The sequence below is a fragment of the Pseudomonas sp. 31-12 genome, from assembly GCF_003151075.1.
Lineage (GTDB): Bacteria > Pseudomonadota > Gammaproteobacteria > Pseudomonadales > Pseudomonadaceae > Aquipseudomonas.
Genome location: NZ_CP029482.1, coordinates 1,780,753 through 1,795,206 on the forward strand (window position 1 = coordinate 1,780,753; position 14,454 = coordinate 1,795,206).

Consider the following 14,454-nt stretch of genomic DNA (forward strand, 5'->3'; position numbering starts at 1 on the left):
CAAGTGTCTAGGACCGGGGGCAAGGAATGAATCGCAACGAACTGCGCAAGGCTGACATCAACCTGATGGTGGTGTTCGAAACGTTGATGCTCGAGCGCAACGTCACGCGGGTGGCGGAGAAGCTGTTTCTTGGCCAACCGACCATCAGTGCCGCGCTCAACCGCCTGCGGACGATGTTCAACGATCCGCTGTTCATTCGCGTCGGTCATCGCATGGAGCCGACGGCGCGGGCCGAGGAAATCATCCTGCACCTGTCGCCAGCGTTGGATTCGTTGTCGGTGGCCTTGAGCCTGACCCACGATTTCGACCCGGCCAGCAGCACCATGACCTTTCGCATCGGGCTGTCGGATGACGTCGAGTTCGGCCTGCTGCCGCCGCTGCTGCGGGCCTTGCGCCAGGAAGCGCCGAAGGTGGTGTTCGTGGTGCAACATGTCGATTACTGGCGCATTCCCGACTTGCTGGCCTCCGGCGATATCACCGTCGGCATCAGCCAGACCCGCGGCCTGCCGGCCAATGCCAAACGCAAATTGCTGCGGCACATCCAGCCGAGCATTTTGCGCGCCGATGCCTCGGACACCCCGCTGACCCTCGATGAATATTGCGCCCGGCCCCACGTGCTGGTGTCGCACACCGCCAACGTCAGTGGCTACGCCGATGAATGGCTGGCGGAGATCGGCCGTACCCGCCAGGTCGTGCTGTCGGTGCCGCAATACAGTTCGCTGCCGGCCTTGCTCGCCGGCACCGACCTGATCGCCAGCCTGCCGGATTACGCGGCCGAGGCGATGGCCGCCTCAGGGCAACTGTTCAAGGAAGACTTTCCGTTCAAGACCCCGACGCTGGACTTGTCCATGGTCTGGCTCAGTCATGTCGATACCGATCCGGCCGAACGCTGGTTGCGCGCGCGGCTTGAGGCGTTCATGAGCGAGCGCCTTGAGTCAGCGATCTGAAATCTGCCAGGCAGGGGCGCTGACTCCTTCGGACTGAGCGCCAAGTGATCAAGCCTTCGGAATATGGATTTCCCGTGACTGACACTTTTCCCCGATTTGCAGCTTTTGATCCTCGGTGTAAGGCTGCCCCTGCCGATCAATCAGAAAGAACACTTCGAATAGATGCTGTTTGCCGCCCTGGCTGGCGCAACGAAATGAGGTGTTGCTCGGAAACAGCGCTTTTAATTGGTTCAGGTCCAGGGATTCTCCCTGAAACTGGTTAAAGTCCGGACTGTAGTTGACGGCTTTGCGGAGTTTCACAAAATCCCTGAAATATTCTGTTTGGTTGGTCCCATAGCAAGTGCCATGTTTTTTCCATTCGTGTTTCATCAAGTAATCGGGCGATTCGGTGACAATTTCAGAAAAACCGTGCTCGGCTTCTGCCAGTTTCTGGTCTGTATCCGACAGTTCGCAAACCTCCTCAGCCTGACCACATCCCACTGACTTGATGCAGGAGGACGGGTGACGATTGGCCGATTGGTCCGTGCTCTTGTAATAAGGCCAGATACCGTGGGTGTAGAAGACGTTTTTCGGTTTGTCGCAACCCGCAGTGGTGGGTTTCAACATGCAAAACGTTGGCTGCCAAGTGATGGCGTAGGCGAGGTAGTCGAAGTGTGCACTAGGTGCTCCCTCCTTGCTTTCTTCACTTGGGTCCAGGGCGTGGGCGCAGAGAGAAAAAACAGACAGGGCCATTGAGGCGTAAAGACGGTTCATGGTGTTCGATCCTTGAATCAGTTTATTTTCGGGTTACCTCCTCACTGCTTGAGAGGACGCTTGCAGGTTCAGCGTCATGATCAATTAACGGCACACTTCTAATTTCAGACCTGATCAGGAAACACTAGTACAGTACGGGTCATTGGGAAATCCAAGTAGATGTACGGCCAACGCCAATATCCTTGTTTGAGTACTGCCATTTTAATCAGGAGCCAAACCATGCCCCACCTGCACATGGAATACACCGCCAACCTGCCCGGGCTGAACGCCGACGTGGCGTTGATTCGGCTCAATAATGCCTTGGTGGCTTCTGGTCAGTTTGCTGCGGAGTTCGATATCAAGAGCCGTGCAGTGAAGGTCGAGGCGTTCAAGGTCGGCACGGCAATGGCAGAACGGGCGTTTGTGCATGTGAAACTGGCGCTGCTGAGCGGCCGCTCGCCGCAGATCAAAAAACAGTTGTCCGAGAATCTGCTGGCCGTGTTGCAGGACCTGTGTGAATGGCCGACGGGGGTTGAAGTCCAATTGTGCGTGGAGATCCTCGATATCGATCGAGAGTCCTACACCAAGACTGCCATCGGCCACTGAGTTTCAGGCCATTTCCTGCTCTGCGCAGGCCTTGATCACCTGCTCGCGCAGCCAAGTGTTGGCGCTGTCCTGATCGACGCTTTGACTCCACTGCATGTCCAGGGTGAAACCCGGCAAGCCGTTGGGCGCTTCGCAGTGATTGAAGATCGCCTCGTTGGCCAGCAATTGCTGGACGCGGCGAGGCAACGTCAGGATGAAGTCGGTGCCGGTGATCATTTTCAGCGCCGCGCTGTAGCTGTTGGAACGCGCGATAATCTGCCGTTTGTGCGCCTGTCGCGCGAGCCAGCCATCGACCATGTTGGTGGTGGATGTCCACGGCGTCGGAAACACATGCCTGCGTTCGACAAACGCCTTCAGGCTTAAACGTGGCTCTAGTGGCGTGGCGCGTTTGTCGAAGACGCAGACCAGATCATCTTCCAGCAACATCCGGGATTTGAAGTCGCTGTGGCTGCGATGAAGATGCGGGCCGAAACAAATCACCAGGTCGAGGCTGCCATCGCGCAGGTCTTCGGCGGGAATGTCGGTTTCGAACTTGTGCATGTTCACCATCACTGGCAGGTCGGCGAAATCGAAGCTTTTCAACAGGCGCGGCAGGATCAACTGCTCGAAGTATTCCGGTGCACAGATATTGAACGTCACCGGTTGTCGAGTGGGGTCGAACGTCTGGGCGCCGGCGTGGCAGAGGTTGATGCTTTCGAGGATCTTCAGCACATGGGTGTACATGGTGCTGGCTTTGTACGTGGGGCGCATTCCCGTGCGGGTATTGATGAACAACTCATCTTCGAAACTGGTGCGCAGTTTCTTCAGGCAGTAACTCACGGTGGACTGGCTGACGCAGAGCGCCTCCGACACTCCGGTGACGCTGCTTTGCTCATACACGGCGGCAAACACCATGAGGTCCTGCATATCGAGCTTTCTAAGCAAGTTACTGTTCAGCATCCGTTCTGTCTCGCTGTGCTCCTTGCGCTGACTGTGCGCAAACGTGTGCGAACGATCCTAACGGAACGATGGTGCCAGGAGAATGCCCTGTAGGATGTTTCATGGTCGGTTGTGGGACAGAAAATGTTCCGAACACGACTTATGAATTTAATCCCACAAAACATGGCCAGAGGCCTTTACTCCTGAACGTTGATAAACAGGGTGCTCAGGCGGCTGTAGGAAATTGCCGGTCGTAATGCCGCGGATTGAGGCGCAGGGCCATCAGGATCATCAGCGCCATGACACCGGTCAGGCACCACCAGGCCCATTCGAAACTGCCCAGTTGATCGCGGACCATCCCGGCCATCAGCGGCGACAGGCCCGCGATCAGGTAGCCGATGCCCTGGACGAAGGCTGTCAGCCCGCCGGCGCGTTGCGGGTTGTCGAGGTGATCCAGCGACACAATCAGGCTCATAGGGAACAGGCCGCCGATGCCCAATCCCAACAGGCACGGCCACAACAGGCTGAGGTGTTGCGGGCTGAGGATCAACCCGCAGAAACCGGCCATGATCAGCGCCAGCAACACCACCAGTACCAGGCGCCGGTCACGGCTGCTGTTGGCGATGACGGGGGTCACCAGCCCGGACACCACTTCCATGGCCGTCAAGAATCCCAGCAGCAAACCGGCATTTTGTTCGCTCCAGCCTTTTTCCACGTAGTACGGCGCCAGCCAGGCCAGTACACAGGTGTAGGACGCAGTGCCCAGACCGAAGAAGATGGCGAGTAACCAGGCGCGGGAATTTGTGAGGAACGCTGTGTTGCGGGGTGCTGCTGCCGTTGGCGTCGATGTCCCGGCACGCCCGACGCTCCAGAACAGCAACGCCACCAGGGCCAACGCGGCCCAGATCGCCAACCCAACGCGCCAGCTACCGGTGCGGTTCATCACTAAAGGTGAAAACGATGCGGCAATCGCTGCACCGCCCATGATCGACGTCACATAGAGCCCCATGCACACCGCAACGTTGTCGCTGAAGCGGGATTTGATCAGCGCCGGCATCAATGCCTGGATCAAGGCAATACCGATGCCGGCCAGCATGGCGCTGAGGATCAGTTCGGCTGCCGAGTCCACAAACAGCCGCGACACCGTGGCCAGGCCAATGATCACGAGCGAGATCACCACGGTGCGCTGTTCACCCAGGCGCTGGCTGACGCTCAAGCCAAAGAACATCGCCAGCCCCATGGCCATGACCGGCAGCATGGTCAGCAGCGAAGCCAGGCTGAAACTCAACGGGACGTCACCACGAATGGCCGACAGCAAGGGCCCGACGGCCGCCATCGACGGGCGCAGGTTCAGGGCGACGAGGAGGATGCTGACCATCAGCCAGAGGGCAGGGCGGGAGGTTGCGCGGACGTTTTCCATCAATCGGACCTTCAATAATCAGGAGCCGATTAGGCGCGCGAGGGCGGGAGGCCGCAAATCAGATAGTCCGTAGCGGTATTTAAAAATTAAATACCTTCGCCACAACACAATCCTCTGTGGGAGCGGGCTTGTGTGGTGAGGGGATTTATCCCCGTTGGGCTGCGAAGCGGCCCCGAATCGAACACTGCGGTGTATCAGATACACCGCAAGCAATGGATTTACGACTGCTTCGCAGCCGAACGGGGATAAATCCCCTCGCCACAGGCCCGCTCCCACAGGGATGGTGGTGTGCCAGGGATGATTGTTTAGTCTGCCCACACCCAAAGTTCTTCAAATCCCGATTTAACGACCTGACCGCCCGTGTGACGCTGCTGCTCATCTGTTTTCTGCGGTTATTTCTATGGACGGTTGCCCCGTCGCACTTCCCTCCGAACTAGCCTTCTGGGCGCTCTGGCACTGCCGGCACGCGCGCCCGCCGGATTCCTGCCTTTCCCGTTGATTCTTCTGACAGGTCCCGCGCTGTGCGCCGGGATCAAACCGGCAGCGCCTGCGCGTGTGCCTGACGCGGAAAAAGAGAATGCCCATGAGTTGTGCCACGACCTCCTTCGCCACGAAGCAAGAAGCCCTGACTTTTCTCGAACAGAACCCGGATATCGAGATGTTTGAGTTGTTCATCCTCGACAACAACGGCGTGCCTCGCGGCAAGCTGCTGCATCGCGATGAACTGCTGGCGGTGTACGAAAGCGGGCGGCCATTGCCGAGCACCATTCTCGGCCTGACCATCAACGGCGATGACGTGGAAAACTCAGGCCTGGTCTGGGACGTCGGCGACATCGATTGCCGGGCGTACCCGATCAGCGGCAGTCTGACGCGCATGCCGTGGCGGTTGATTCCGACGGCGGCGGTGCAGGTCAGCATGCACCCGAAGGAAGGCATGCCGGCGACGATTGCTGATCCACGGCACCTGCTGGCGAAGGTGATTGCAGGCTTGCAGGCCGACGGCTTTTACCCGGTGATGGCGGCGGAGCTGGAGTTCTATTTGCTCGATCAGCAGCGCGACAGCAATGGCCGGCCGCAACCGGCGCGGGACGTCGATGGCGGGCGACCGCGCTCGACGCAAGTCTACGGCTTGCGTGAGCTTGAGCAGATCGAGCCGTTCCTGGCGGATCTCTACAGTGCCTGCAAGTTGCAAGGCATTCCGGCGCGCACGGCGATCTCCGAATATGCGCCGGGGCAAGTGGAAATCACCCTCGAACACCGCACCGACGCCCTGCAGGCGATGGACGAAGCGGTGCGCTACAAGCGGCTGGTCAAAGGCGTCGCGCATAAACACGGCATGGCGGCCTGCTTCATGGCCAAGCCGTTCGATGACCTGGCGGGCACCGGCATGCACATGCACGTCAGTCTGGCGGACAAGGACGGCAATAACCTGTTCGCCAGCGAATCCCCGGACGGCACGCCGCTGCTCAAACATGCGGTCGGCGGCATGCTCAGCACCTTGCTCGATTCGTTGCTGCTGTTCTGTCCGAACGCCAACTCTTACCGTCGATTCCAGACCAACAGCTACGCGCCGCTGGCAGCGACCTGGGGCGTCGACAACCGCACCGTGAGTCTGCGCGTGCCCGGCGGGCCGGCCTTCTCTCGGCACATCGAGCACCGCATCTGCGGTGCCGACGCCAACCCGTATCTGGCGGCCGCGGCGATTCTGGCCGGCATCCATCGCGGCATTCGCGAACAGCTCGACCCGGGCGCGCCCGTGGAAGGCAATGGTTATGCCCAGGCTACGGAATTGTTGCCAACCGACTGGCTGACCACATTGCGCGCGCTGGAAGGTTCGACCTGGGCGCGTGAAGCGTTCGGCGGTGAATTCCTCGGCGTGTACCTGGCGGTGAAACGCGCCGAGTATCGGCAGTTCATGGGCGAAGTCGGTGAGCAAGACTGGCGTTGGTATTTGCACCAGGCCTGAACAAAAGCTGAACCATTCTCAAATAAGTTAAAAGTGTCGACCTGATAACAGAGGCCAACTAATCGTTGGCTTCTTTTTCACAAAAAATTGATGGTTGGCTGCCTAAAGTTAGTGCTGTCGCGGTAAATGAAATTTTCACATTTACCGAAGGCACTTCTTTTAAGGAACAGCCAATCATCATGTTGAAGTTCAAACCCGTGCGCCCGGAATGGGTGACACTGATTGCCAGCGCCTTTCTGTTATCGGGCTTTAACTTAGTGCTTTGGCAGCACCTGTTTGATATCACCGCCACGGACGGTAAAGGCATCGTCATGCGCGTCGCGTTCGGCGTGATGATCCTGGCGGCCTTCAATATTGTCTTGACCCTCCTGGCGTTCCGGCGAGTGATGAAACCGGTCTTGATACTGATTTTCATGATCAGTGCTGGAGTGGCGTACTTCATGAGTCAATACGGCGCTTTGATGGACACCGGCATGTTACGTAACTTGGCGCAAACCAACGCGACGGAAGTGCGTGACTTACTGTCGATCAAGTTGCTCGCCTATATTCTGCTGCTCGGTGTTTTGCCTTCCTGGTTGTTGTGGAATATACCGGTTAGTTATCGCCGTTGGCACCGTGAGTTATTAAGTAAGGCGCTGGTGAGTGTTGCTTCGGTTGCGGTTATCGGTGGCGTCGCGCTGGTGAACTATCAGGGCCTGTCCTCGTTGTTTCGCAATCACCATGAACTGCGCCTGATGCTGGTGCCGAGTAACTACATCGGTGCAGGGTTCGGTTACTTGCGTGAGCAAGTTGTCTCCGCCCGGCAACCCTTCGTCAGAGTCGGCGAAGATGCCCAGCGAGATCCCGTCTGGCAAACCCACGGCCGTAAATCCCTGACGGTGTTGGTTGTGGGTGAAAGTGCCCGGGCCGAGAACTTCGGCATCCTCGGTTACAACCGCGACACCACACCCAATCTGGACAAGGAAACCGGCCTGATCGCCTTCACCGATGTGCATTCCTGCGGCACGGAAACCGCCGTCTCGGTGCCCTGCATGTTCTCAAACATGGGCCGCAAGAATTACAACGCCAGCACGGCGAAGAATGAAGAGGGCTTGCTGGACGTGCTCAAGCGCGCCGGTCTGGACGTGATCTGGCGGGACAATCAATCGGGCTGTAAAGGCACGTGCGACCGGGTCACTCTTGATGATGTCAGCAACTTGAAGGACCCGGTGTTGTGCGCCAACAGTGAATGCCGTGACGAAATTCTCCTGCAAGGTTTGCAGCACTTCATCGATACGCTGGATAAAGACACCGTGCTGGTCCTGCACCAGATGGGCAGCCATGGCCCGGAATACTTCAAGCGCTACCCGAAAGAGTACGAACACTTCACGCCCGTCTGTGAAAGCAACGCACTGAATAATTGCAGCCGCGAAAGTATCGTCAACGGCTACGACAACACGCTGGTGTACACCGACCATGTGCTGTCGACCCTGATCGATCTGTTGCGCAGCAATCAGGACAAAGTCGATACCGCCATGTTGTATCTGTCGGATCACGGCGAATCCCTGGGCGAATACAACCTGTTCCTCCACGGCACCCCTTACATGCTGGCGCCGGATCAGCAGAAGCATGTGGCGATGCTGGCGTGGTTCTCCGACAGCTACCAAAAGTCGTTCTCGGTGGACACCCATTGCCTGCAACTGAGCCGCGACAAACCCCTGAGCCAGGACAACCTGTTCCATTCGATGCTTGGCCTGCTGGAGGTCAACAGCAAGGTCTACAACCAGGACCTGGACATGTTTGCCGGTTGTCGCGGTGCGGTCATCGACGGCGTCTTGGCCAAAGAGTGAGTGTTTCGACCTTTTTTTCACCTGCCGGTCGCTAACCTGCGTCCGGTACTTATTCCTACAAGAGTCATTGCACATGTCCGCGCAGCCCCCTTCCGCCATCGAGCTTGAGTTCGCCCGGCGCTACGATCAGGAACACGCCCGCGTCTGCCTTCAGCCGCGACCGCGTGGCCTGGCGGGGCGCTTGACCTTCTGGCGCGACGAGCAGCTGGTGCGCAACGCGCTCAAGGTCGCCGGCGAACCGGGTTTGATGCTTGATGTGGCGTGCGGCGCCGGGCGTTACTGGCCGGTGTTGGCCGAGCATGCGAACCGGGTGATCCTCGCGTCCGATCCTTCCCAGGACATGCTCAATCACGCCCAGACTCACCATGCGCAGGGCCTGCTCGCGCGGATCAAGACGTTTCAGAGTTCGGCCTTCTCCCTTGGTTTGTCGGCGAACGCGGTTGACAGCATTTTTTGCATGCAACTGTTTCAGCACATCGACTGCCCGGAACATCGGTTGGCCCTGCTGGCGGAGTTCCACCGCGTGAGTCGCGATACGGTGATTGTGGCGGTACGGATCGATGCGCATTTCAAGCTGCGTCGACCCGGCACAGCGGGCGCTCACCCGCGACAGCTGGCCGGCAAGGCCGAGGTCGAAGCCGAATTCAGGCAAGCGGGTTTCTGCTTGCTCAGTCACCAGGACTTCCTGCCCGGGTGTGCGCGGATGCGGGTCTACGTGCTGCGTAAGGCGAGTTAACTTCCGCTTGTCAGACATTTCTTGCCGTCTGGCAGGTCTTTTCGCTAAAGCTCTTGTTCAGTGGATGCGCGGAAATCGCCGGGGGCGATATATACTGCGCGCCATTCTTCAAGGGAGAGCCGTGTGGCCATCGATATTCACTGGATTCGCGACAACGATAGCCTCGGTCAGTTTTGCGCCGAGTGGCAGCAGCTGCCATTCGTTGCCCTCGACACCGAATTCATGCGGGTCGACACCTTTTATCCGATTGCAGGCCTGTTGCAGATCGGCGATGGCGTACGCGCTTACCTGATTGACCCCCTGACCATCGACAACTGGCAACCTCTGGCCGCGTTGCTGGAAAACCCGGCCGTGGTCAAAGTCGTCCATGCCTGCAGCGAAGACCTCGAAGTCTTGCTGCGCCTGACCGGCAGCCTGCCGGCGCCGTTGTTCGATACGCAACTGGCCGCCGCTTACCTGAACCTCGGTTTCTCGATGGGTTATTCGCGGTTGGTGCAGGAAGTGCTCAGCATCGACCTGCCCAAGGGCGAGACCCGTTCCGACTGGCTGCAACGGCCGCTGTCCGACACCCAGATCAGCTACGCCGCCGAAGATGCCTTGCACCTGGCGGAAGTTTTCGTACAGCTGCGTCCGAAGCTGTCTGACGACAAGTACGCCTGGGTCCTGGAAGACGGCGCCGAGCTGGTGGCCAACTTGCGCCGTGAGGTCGACCCGTACGAGGTCTATCGCGACGCCAAACTGGCCTGGAAACTCTCCCGCGCCCAACTCGCCGTGTTGCGCGAGCTGTGCGCCTGGCGTGAGCGCGAAGCCCGCGCCCGTGATTTGCCGCGCAATCGCATCGTGCGTGAGCATTCGCTGTGGCCGTTGGCGCGCACCCAACCGGACAACCTCGGCGCGCTGGCGAAAATCGAAGACATGCACCCGCGTACCGTGCGTCAGGACGGTGAATTTCTGCTTGATCTGATCAAGCGCTCTGGCAGTGTGTCGCCAGACCAATGGCCGCCCGCCGTGCCGGAGCCATTGCCGGTGGACGCCGCCAACCTGGTTAAACAGCTGCGTGCGATCGGCCAGGCCGAAGCCGAGCGCTTGAACATCGCGCCGGAACTGATGCTGCGCAAGAAAACCCTGGAAGCGTTGCTCAAGAGCGGCTATCCCAACGGTCCTTACCAATTGCCTGATTCGCTGCGTGGCTGGCGCCGCGAGTTGATGGGCCAGGCGCTGCTCGACAGCCTGGCCACCGCCGGAGAACAGCCTTGAAACGTATTTGCTCCATCTACCGAAGCCTGAAGAAAAACGAGATGTACCTCTACGTGCTCAAAAGCGATGCACTGGAGCGTGTCCCGGAAAGTCTGATGGCCGCCTTCGGCAAACCTCATCACGCTTTCGACCTGGTGCTGACCCCCGAGCGCAAACTGTCGCGCGAGGACATCACCGTGGTCCTGGAAAACCTTGAGAAGCAGGGCTACCACCTGCAAATGCCGCCGGCCGAAGACGAATACATCGAACACTTGCCGGAAGAATTGCTGCGACGCAACGACCCGATGTGATCGGCAGACAGGCTCTGTTCAGAGTCTGTGTGAAACACTGGAATGATTTTGGCGATGGCCAGGGCGGCGGAGCGAAACTCCGTCGGCGGCCGTCTGCACTGTTTTTGAAAGGTTTGAACCATGCGCGTTCTGATTGCTGAACACGACCACCCTGTGTACGCCCAACTGTTGCGTCAGGCTGCGCCTGATCTGGAAGTGCTGACCAGCGGTGACTCCGCAGAACTGGCCCGCCAGGCGGCCGACTGTCCGATCTGGCTGGGCCAGCCGGATCTGTTGGCGAACCTGTTGCGCCAAGGCCACCAGCCACAATGGCTGCAATCGACCTGGGCCGGCATCACGCCGCTACTGGCCGACGGTTTGCGCCGCGATTATCGCCTGACCCGTGCGGTCGGGATTTTTGGTCAGGTCATGGCCGAATACGTTTTGACGTACATGCTCGGCCACGAGCGCGAAGTGCTGGCGCGGTTGGTCAGCCAGGTCGAGCGCAAGTGGGACAGTCGTCAGGGCCAAAGCCTGGCGGGGCGCAAGGTGTTGATCGTCGGCACCGGTGACATCGGTCAGACCGTGGCGAAGTTCCTCGTGCCGTTTGGCGTCGAGCTGTACGGCATCGCCAGCGAAGCCCGGGAGCAGGCGCCGTTTGTTGAAGTCGGCGCGCTGGCGGACTTGCCGCGTCTGGTCGGTGAAGTGGATTTCGTCATCAATCTGCTGCCCAACACACCCAACACCCACGACTTGTACGATGCGGCGCTGTTCAAGCAGTTCAAGCCGACCGGGTTGTTCATCAACGTCGGCCGTGGCGTGGCCGTGGTCGACGCGGACCTGGTGGAAGCCTTGAAAGAAGGGCATCTGGCGGGCGCGGTGATCGACGTCTGCCGCCAGGAGCCGCTGCCGCAGCGCCATCCGTTCTGGACCGCCTGGGGCTTGCTGCTGACCGGCCACAGCTCGGCACCGACCTCGCCATCGATGATGGTGAACCTGTTTGTCGAAAACCTGCGGGCGTATCAGGCGGGTGAGGCATTGCGCGGGGAAGTCGATTTCAGCCGCGGTTATTAAATTCGCCCCAATCAAAATGTGGGAGCGGGCTTGCAGGTAATCGGCCAGCGTTGCCTTGTCGCCCAGTTTGCCCACGGCCACCGCTGCGTGCAGTGCATAACCTTCAGGAATGTTCAGCTCCTTGCGGGTCAGGTCCTGATCGAAACCGGCCATGCCGTGGGTGTGCCAGCCGCTGATGCTCGCTTGCAACGCCAGGTGGCCCCAGGCCGAACCGGTGTCGAAGGTGTGCCACAGCGCCGGGGTTTCTTCGGTGGCGCCGGGGACGGCGAAGGTGGTTTTGGAAATCACGATCACCAGCGCCGAGGCGTGTTGTGCCCAGCCACGGTTGAATTCGTTCAGCAGGCCCAGAAATCGTTCCCAGTTCGGCGTGTCGCGACGCGCGTAGAGAAACCGCCAAGGCTGCGAGTTGTAGGCCGATGGCGCCCAGCGCGCGGCTTCGAAGAAGCTCAGCAAGGTTTCCTCGGGAATGGTTTCGCCGGTGAAGGCGCGGGGCGACCAGCGATCGGTGAACTGAGGGTGGATCGCATAATCGGCAACGCGTGAATTTGCACTCATCAAGAGTTTCCTTGCTTCGTCTGAAAGTGAGGGTCGTCTAAAGCCTGCGGGCGCAGTTGAGCTGAGCACTAAGGCTTTCGAGAGCCTGGCAGTTCACCTGAATGCAACGCGGCTAAGCGTTAATGGCATTTGGGCATGGCTCCTTGCGACTGGCAAAGCTACGTGGCGGCGCAAAAACTGACAAGCCCCGTTATACCGGCAGTCGCCAATGCTTGGCCCGCAAGGGCCTTGGCACTAGACTGGCGGCCTTTTCACCACCTGATGTTGATGCTGAACCATGGCCGCCAAAGTCGAACCCTTCTGGATACGCAAAACCCTCGATCAACTCGATCCGCAGGAGTGGGAATCGCTGTGCGACGGCTGTGGCCTGTGCTGCCTGCAAAAGCTCGAAGATGAAGAGGACAACTCGGTCTATTACACGCGCATCGCCTGCAAGCTGCTGGACCTGAAAACCTGCCAGTGCACCGACTACCCGAACCGCCGCGACTTCGTCCCCGATTGCATCCAGCTCACGCCGGGCAAGGCTGACGAGTTCAAATGGCTGCCGCCGACTTGCGGCTATCGTCTGGTCAGCGAAGGCAAGGACTTGCCCCTGTGGCATCACCTGGTGTGCGGTGATCGCGATGCGGTGCACCACGAACGTATTTCCCAGTCCGGGCGCATGCTCGCCGAAGGCAGCGTGGCCGAAGACGACTGGGAAGATCATCTGATTTTCCGGGCAGGCTGAATGCCCACTGCATGTGTGGCAGCCAACAGGCAGTAACAAAAAAAAAGGGGCCGCCAAGCAGCCCGGCGCGAGCACGTTCGCTCGCCACAACAGGAGTGTGTATGGCTGTGGGATTGCGGCGGGCGTTGGCCATTGGGCTCTTGGCCCTGAATTCGTCTGCGTGGGCGGCGAAGAAGGTCGATCTGGATTACCACGTGCGCCTGTTGCCGCAAAGCGATCAGGCCGAAGTGCGGCTGACGCTGGCCCAAGGCTCGGCGGTGCGCAGTCTGGATTTCGATCTGGGCGACGGCAGCCACTACAGCGACTTCAAGGCCGACGGCCAATGGCAGCTCACACCGGGCAAAGAGGCGCGCGGTGTCTGGCGTCCGGCCACTGACAAGGCCAGCCTGACTTACCGCGTGCGCATCAGCCATGGGCGCAAGAGCGGCAGCTTCGATACGCGCATGACCCCGACTTGGGCGCTGATGCGCGGCGACGACCTGGTGCCGCCGGCCAAACTCGATCAGCAGGACGGCATCGAGCTGGTGTCACGCCTTGAATTCGAATTGCCCACAGGCTGGAAAAGCGTCGAAACCGCTTGGCCGCGGATCGGCAAGAACAAATTCCGCATCGACAACGTTTCCCGTCTGTTCGACCGGCCCACCGGCTGGATGCTCGCCGGCCACCTCGGCAGCCGTCGCACCAGGCTTGGGGAAACCGAAGTCACCGTCGCCTCGCCTCAGGGCCAGGGCATGCGTCGCATGGACGTGCTGACGCTGCTGACCTTTGTCTGGCCGCAGGTTCAAGCGGTGTTCCCGCGTCATCCCGCCAAACTGTTGATCGTCGGCGCCAACGACCCGATGTGGCGCGGCAGCTTGGCTGCGCGTGAGTCGATCTATCTGAACACGCGCCTGCCGCTGGTCAGCGAAAGCGGCTCCAGCGCGTTGGTGCGTGAACTGGTGCAGGTCTCCGGGCGGATCAACGACAAACAGCGCAGCGACTGGATCAGCGAAGGGTTTGCCGAGTATTACGCGATCGAACTGATACGCCGCGCCGGTGGCATGAGTGATGAGCGCTATGAAAGTTTGCATGGCAGGTTGGTCAAGGACAGCCAGAAAGTCACCACGTTGCGTGGCGAACAGGTGAACCCGGCGCAGGTTTCAAAAGCGGTGCTGTTGCTGCAGGAACTGGATCGCGAGATTCGCTTGAAGACGCGCAACAAGCGGTCGCTGGATGATGTGTTGCGCGGGGCGATGCATCTGGAGAGCGTGGATACCAAGGAATTTGTTCAACTCGCCGACAGCGTGATTGGCGGGTCTTCCAAGGTGCTTGATACCGAGTTGCTTCAGTAGCGCCGCCATCGCGGGCAAGCCACGCTCCCACAGGTATTGTGTCGATCGCAACATGGGTGGACGACACAATACCTGTGGGAGCGGGCT

At 59.6% G+C, this 14,454-nt stretch carries 13 protein-coding genes and 1 pseudogene; 10 read left to right on the forward strand and 4 right to left on the reverse strand.

Going from position 1 to position 14,454, the window contains the following annotated elements:
• Positions 1-26: 26 nt before the first annotated feature.
• Positions 27-947, forward strand: a complete 921-nt coding sequence (locus DJ564_RS08260) for a LysR substrate-binding domain-containing protein (protein WP_109628436.1) — start codon at positions 27-29, stop codon at positions 945-947.
• 48 nt (positions 948-995) lie between these two features.
• Here DJ564_RS08260 and DJ564_RS08265 read toward each other — a convergent pair whose 3' ends face one another.
• Positions 996-1,700: a ribonuclease gene (locus DJ564_RS08265; RefSeq protein ID WP_109628437.1), complete on the reverse strand. Its 705-nt coding sequence runs from the start codon at positions 1,698-1,700 to the stop codon at positions 996-998.
• 219 nt (positions 1,701-1,919) lie between these two features.
• Here DJ564_RS08265 and DJ564_RS08270 point away from each other — a divergent pair, with 219 nt between their 5' ends.
• Positions 1,920-2,285: a 5-carboxymethyl-2-hydroxymuconate Delta-isomerase gene (locus DJ564_RS08270; protein WP_109628438.1), complete on the forward strand. Its 366-nt coding sequence runs from the start codon at positions 1,920-1,922 to the stop codon at positions 2,283-2,285.
• Between the two features lie 3 nt (positions 2,286-2,288).
• On the opposite strand, the gene DJ564_RS08275 is transcribed toward DJ564_RS08270, so the two are convergent.
• Both DJ564_RS08275 and DJ564_RS08280 read right to left on the reverse strand, forming a co-directional pair.
• Entirely contained in the window at positions 2,289-3,224 is a 936-nt protein-coding gene (locus DJ564_RS08275; protein ID WP_109628439.1) for a LysR family transcriptional regulator, read from the reverse strand.
• Positions 3,225-3,429: 205 nt separating this feature from the next.
• On the reverse strand, positions 3,430-4,623 hold the full coding sequence (locus DJ564_RS08280) for a cyanate transporter (protein WP_109628440.1): 1,194 nt from the start codon (positions 4,621-4,623) through the stop codon (positions 3,430-3,432).
• 583 nt (positions 4,624-5,206) lie between these two features.
• Here DJ564_RS08280 and DJ564_RS08290 point away from each other — a divergent pair.
• The 6 genes from DJ564_RS08290 (at position 5,207) to DJ564_RS08315 (ending at position 11,754) form a co-directional block, all read left to right on the forward strand.
• On the forward strand, positions 5,207-6,589 hold the full coding sequence (locus DJ564_RS08290) for a glutamine synthetase family protein (RefSeq protein WP_109628442.1): 1,383 nt from the start codon (positions 5,207-5,209) through the stop codon (positions 6,587-6,589).
• Between the two features lie 179 nt (positions 6,590-6,768).
• Positions 6,769-8,418 (forward strand): phosphoethanolamine transferase, encoded by a 1,650-nt coding sequence (locus DJ564_RS08295; RefSeq protein ID WP_109628443.1) that lies wholly within the window; start codon positions 6,769-6,771, stop codon positions 8,416-8,418.
• Between the two features lie 73 nt (positions 8,419-8,491).
• Positions 8,492-9,154, forward strand: a complete 663-nt coding sequence (locus DJ564_RS08300) for a class I SAM-dependent methyltransferase (protein ID WP_109628444.1) — start codon at positions 8,492-8,494, stop codon at positions 9,152-9,154.
• 123 nt (positions 9,155-9,277) lie between these two features.
• On the forward strand, positions 9,278-10,411 hold the full coding sequence (rnd, locus tag DJ564_RS08305) for a ribonuclease D (protein ID WP_109628445.1): 1,134 nt from the start codon (positions 9,278-9,280) through the stop codon (positions 10,409-10,411).
• Positions 10,408-10,701 carry a YcgL domain-containing protein gene (locus DJ564_RS08310; protein WP_007898694.1) on the forward strand — a complete coding sequence of 98 codons (294 nt, stop codon included), beginning with the start codon at positions 10,408-10,410 and terminating at the stop codon, positions 10,699-10,701. The genes rnd and DJ564_RS08310 overlap by 4 nt, the downstream gene beginning before the upstream one ends.
• A gap of 120 nt (positions 10,702-10,821) precedes the next feature.
• The gene (locus DJ564_RS08315; protein WP_109628446.1) at positions 10,822-11,754 is read left to right on the forward strand and encodes a D-2-hydroxyacid dehydrogenase; all 933 of its coding nucleotides are present in this window, start codon (positions 10,822-10,824) and stop codon (positions 11,752-11,754) included.
• Between the two features lie 24 nt (positions 11,755-11,778).
• Here DJ564_RS08315 and DJ564_RS08320 read toward each other — a convergent pair.
• Positions 11,779-12,309 (reverse strand): annotated as a pseudogene (locus DJ564_RS08320) (nitroreductase family protein); the annotation flags it as partial.
• A 277-nt stretch (positions 12,310-12,586) separates the two neighbouring features.
• Between DJ564_RS08320 and DJ564_RS08325 the strand changes: the two are divergent.
• A complete protein-coding gene (locus DJ564_RS08325) occupies positions 12,587-13,036 on the forward strand; it encodes a YcgN family cysteine cluster protein (protein ID WP_109628447.1) in 450 nt (149 codons plus the stop codon).
• A 101-nt stretch (positions 13,037-13,137) separates the two neighbouring features.
• Positions 13,138-14,367, forward strand: coding sequence for a hypothetical protein (locus DJ564_RS08330; protein WP_109628448.1), 1,230 nt, complete (start codon positions 13,138-13,140; stop codon positions 14,365-14,367).
• Positions 14,368-14,454 lie beyond the last annotated feature (87 nt).

Excerpts from the sequence above, each read along its gene's own strand:
- DJ564_RS08260 (WP_109628436.1), top strand. The coding sequence starts at position 27 with ATGAATCGCAACGAACTGCGCAAGGCTGACATCAACCTGATGGTGGTG.
- DJ564_RS08265 (WP_109628437.1), bottom strand. The coding sequence starts at position 1,700 with ATGAACCGTCTTTACGCCTCAATGGCCCTGTCTGTTTTTTCTCTCTGC.
- DJ564_RS08270 (WP_109628438.1), top strand. The coding sequence starts at position 1,920 with ATGCCCCACCTGCACATGGAATACACCGCCAACCTGCCCGGGCTGAAC.
- DJ564_RS08275 (WP_109628439.1), bottom strand. The coding sequence starts at position 3,224 with ATGCTGAACAGTAACTTGCTTAGAAAGCTCGATATGCAGGACCTCATG.
- DJ564_RS08280 (WP_109628440.1), bottom strand. The coding sequence starts at position 4,623 with ATGGAAAACGTCCGCGCAACCTCCCGCCCTGCCCTCTGGCTGATGGTC.
- DJ564_RS08290 (WP_109628442.1), top strand. The coding sequence starts at position 5,207 with ATGAGTTGTGCCACGACCTCCTTCGCCACGAAGCAAGAAGCCCTGACT.
- DJ564_RS08295 (WP_109628443.1), top strand. The coding sequence starts at position 6,769 with ATGTTGAAGTTCAAACCCGTGCGCCCGGAATGGGTGACACTGATTGCC.
- DJ564_RS08300 (WP_109628444.1), top strand. The coding sequence starts at position 8,492 with ATGTCCGCGCAGCCCCCTTCCGCCATCGAGCTTGAGTTCGCCCGGCGC.
- DJ564_RS08315 (WP_109628446.1), top strand. The coding sequence starts at position 10,822 with ATGCGCGTTCTGATTGCTGAACACGACCACCCTGTGTACGCCCAACTG.
- DJ564_RS08325 (WP_109628447.1), top strand. The coding sequence starts at position 12,587 with ATGGCCGCCAAAGTCGAACCCTTCTGGATACGCAAAACCCTCGATCAA.
- DJ564_RS08330 (WP_109628448.1), top strand. The coding sequence starts at position 13,138 with ATGGCTGTGGGATTGCGGCGGGCGTTGGCCATTGGGCTCTTGGCCCTG.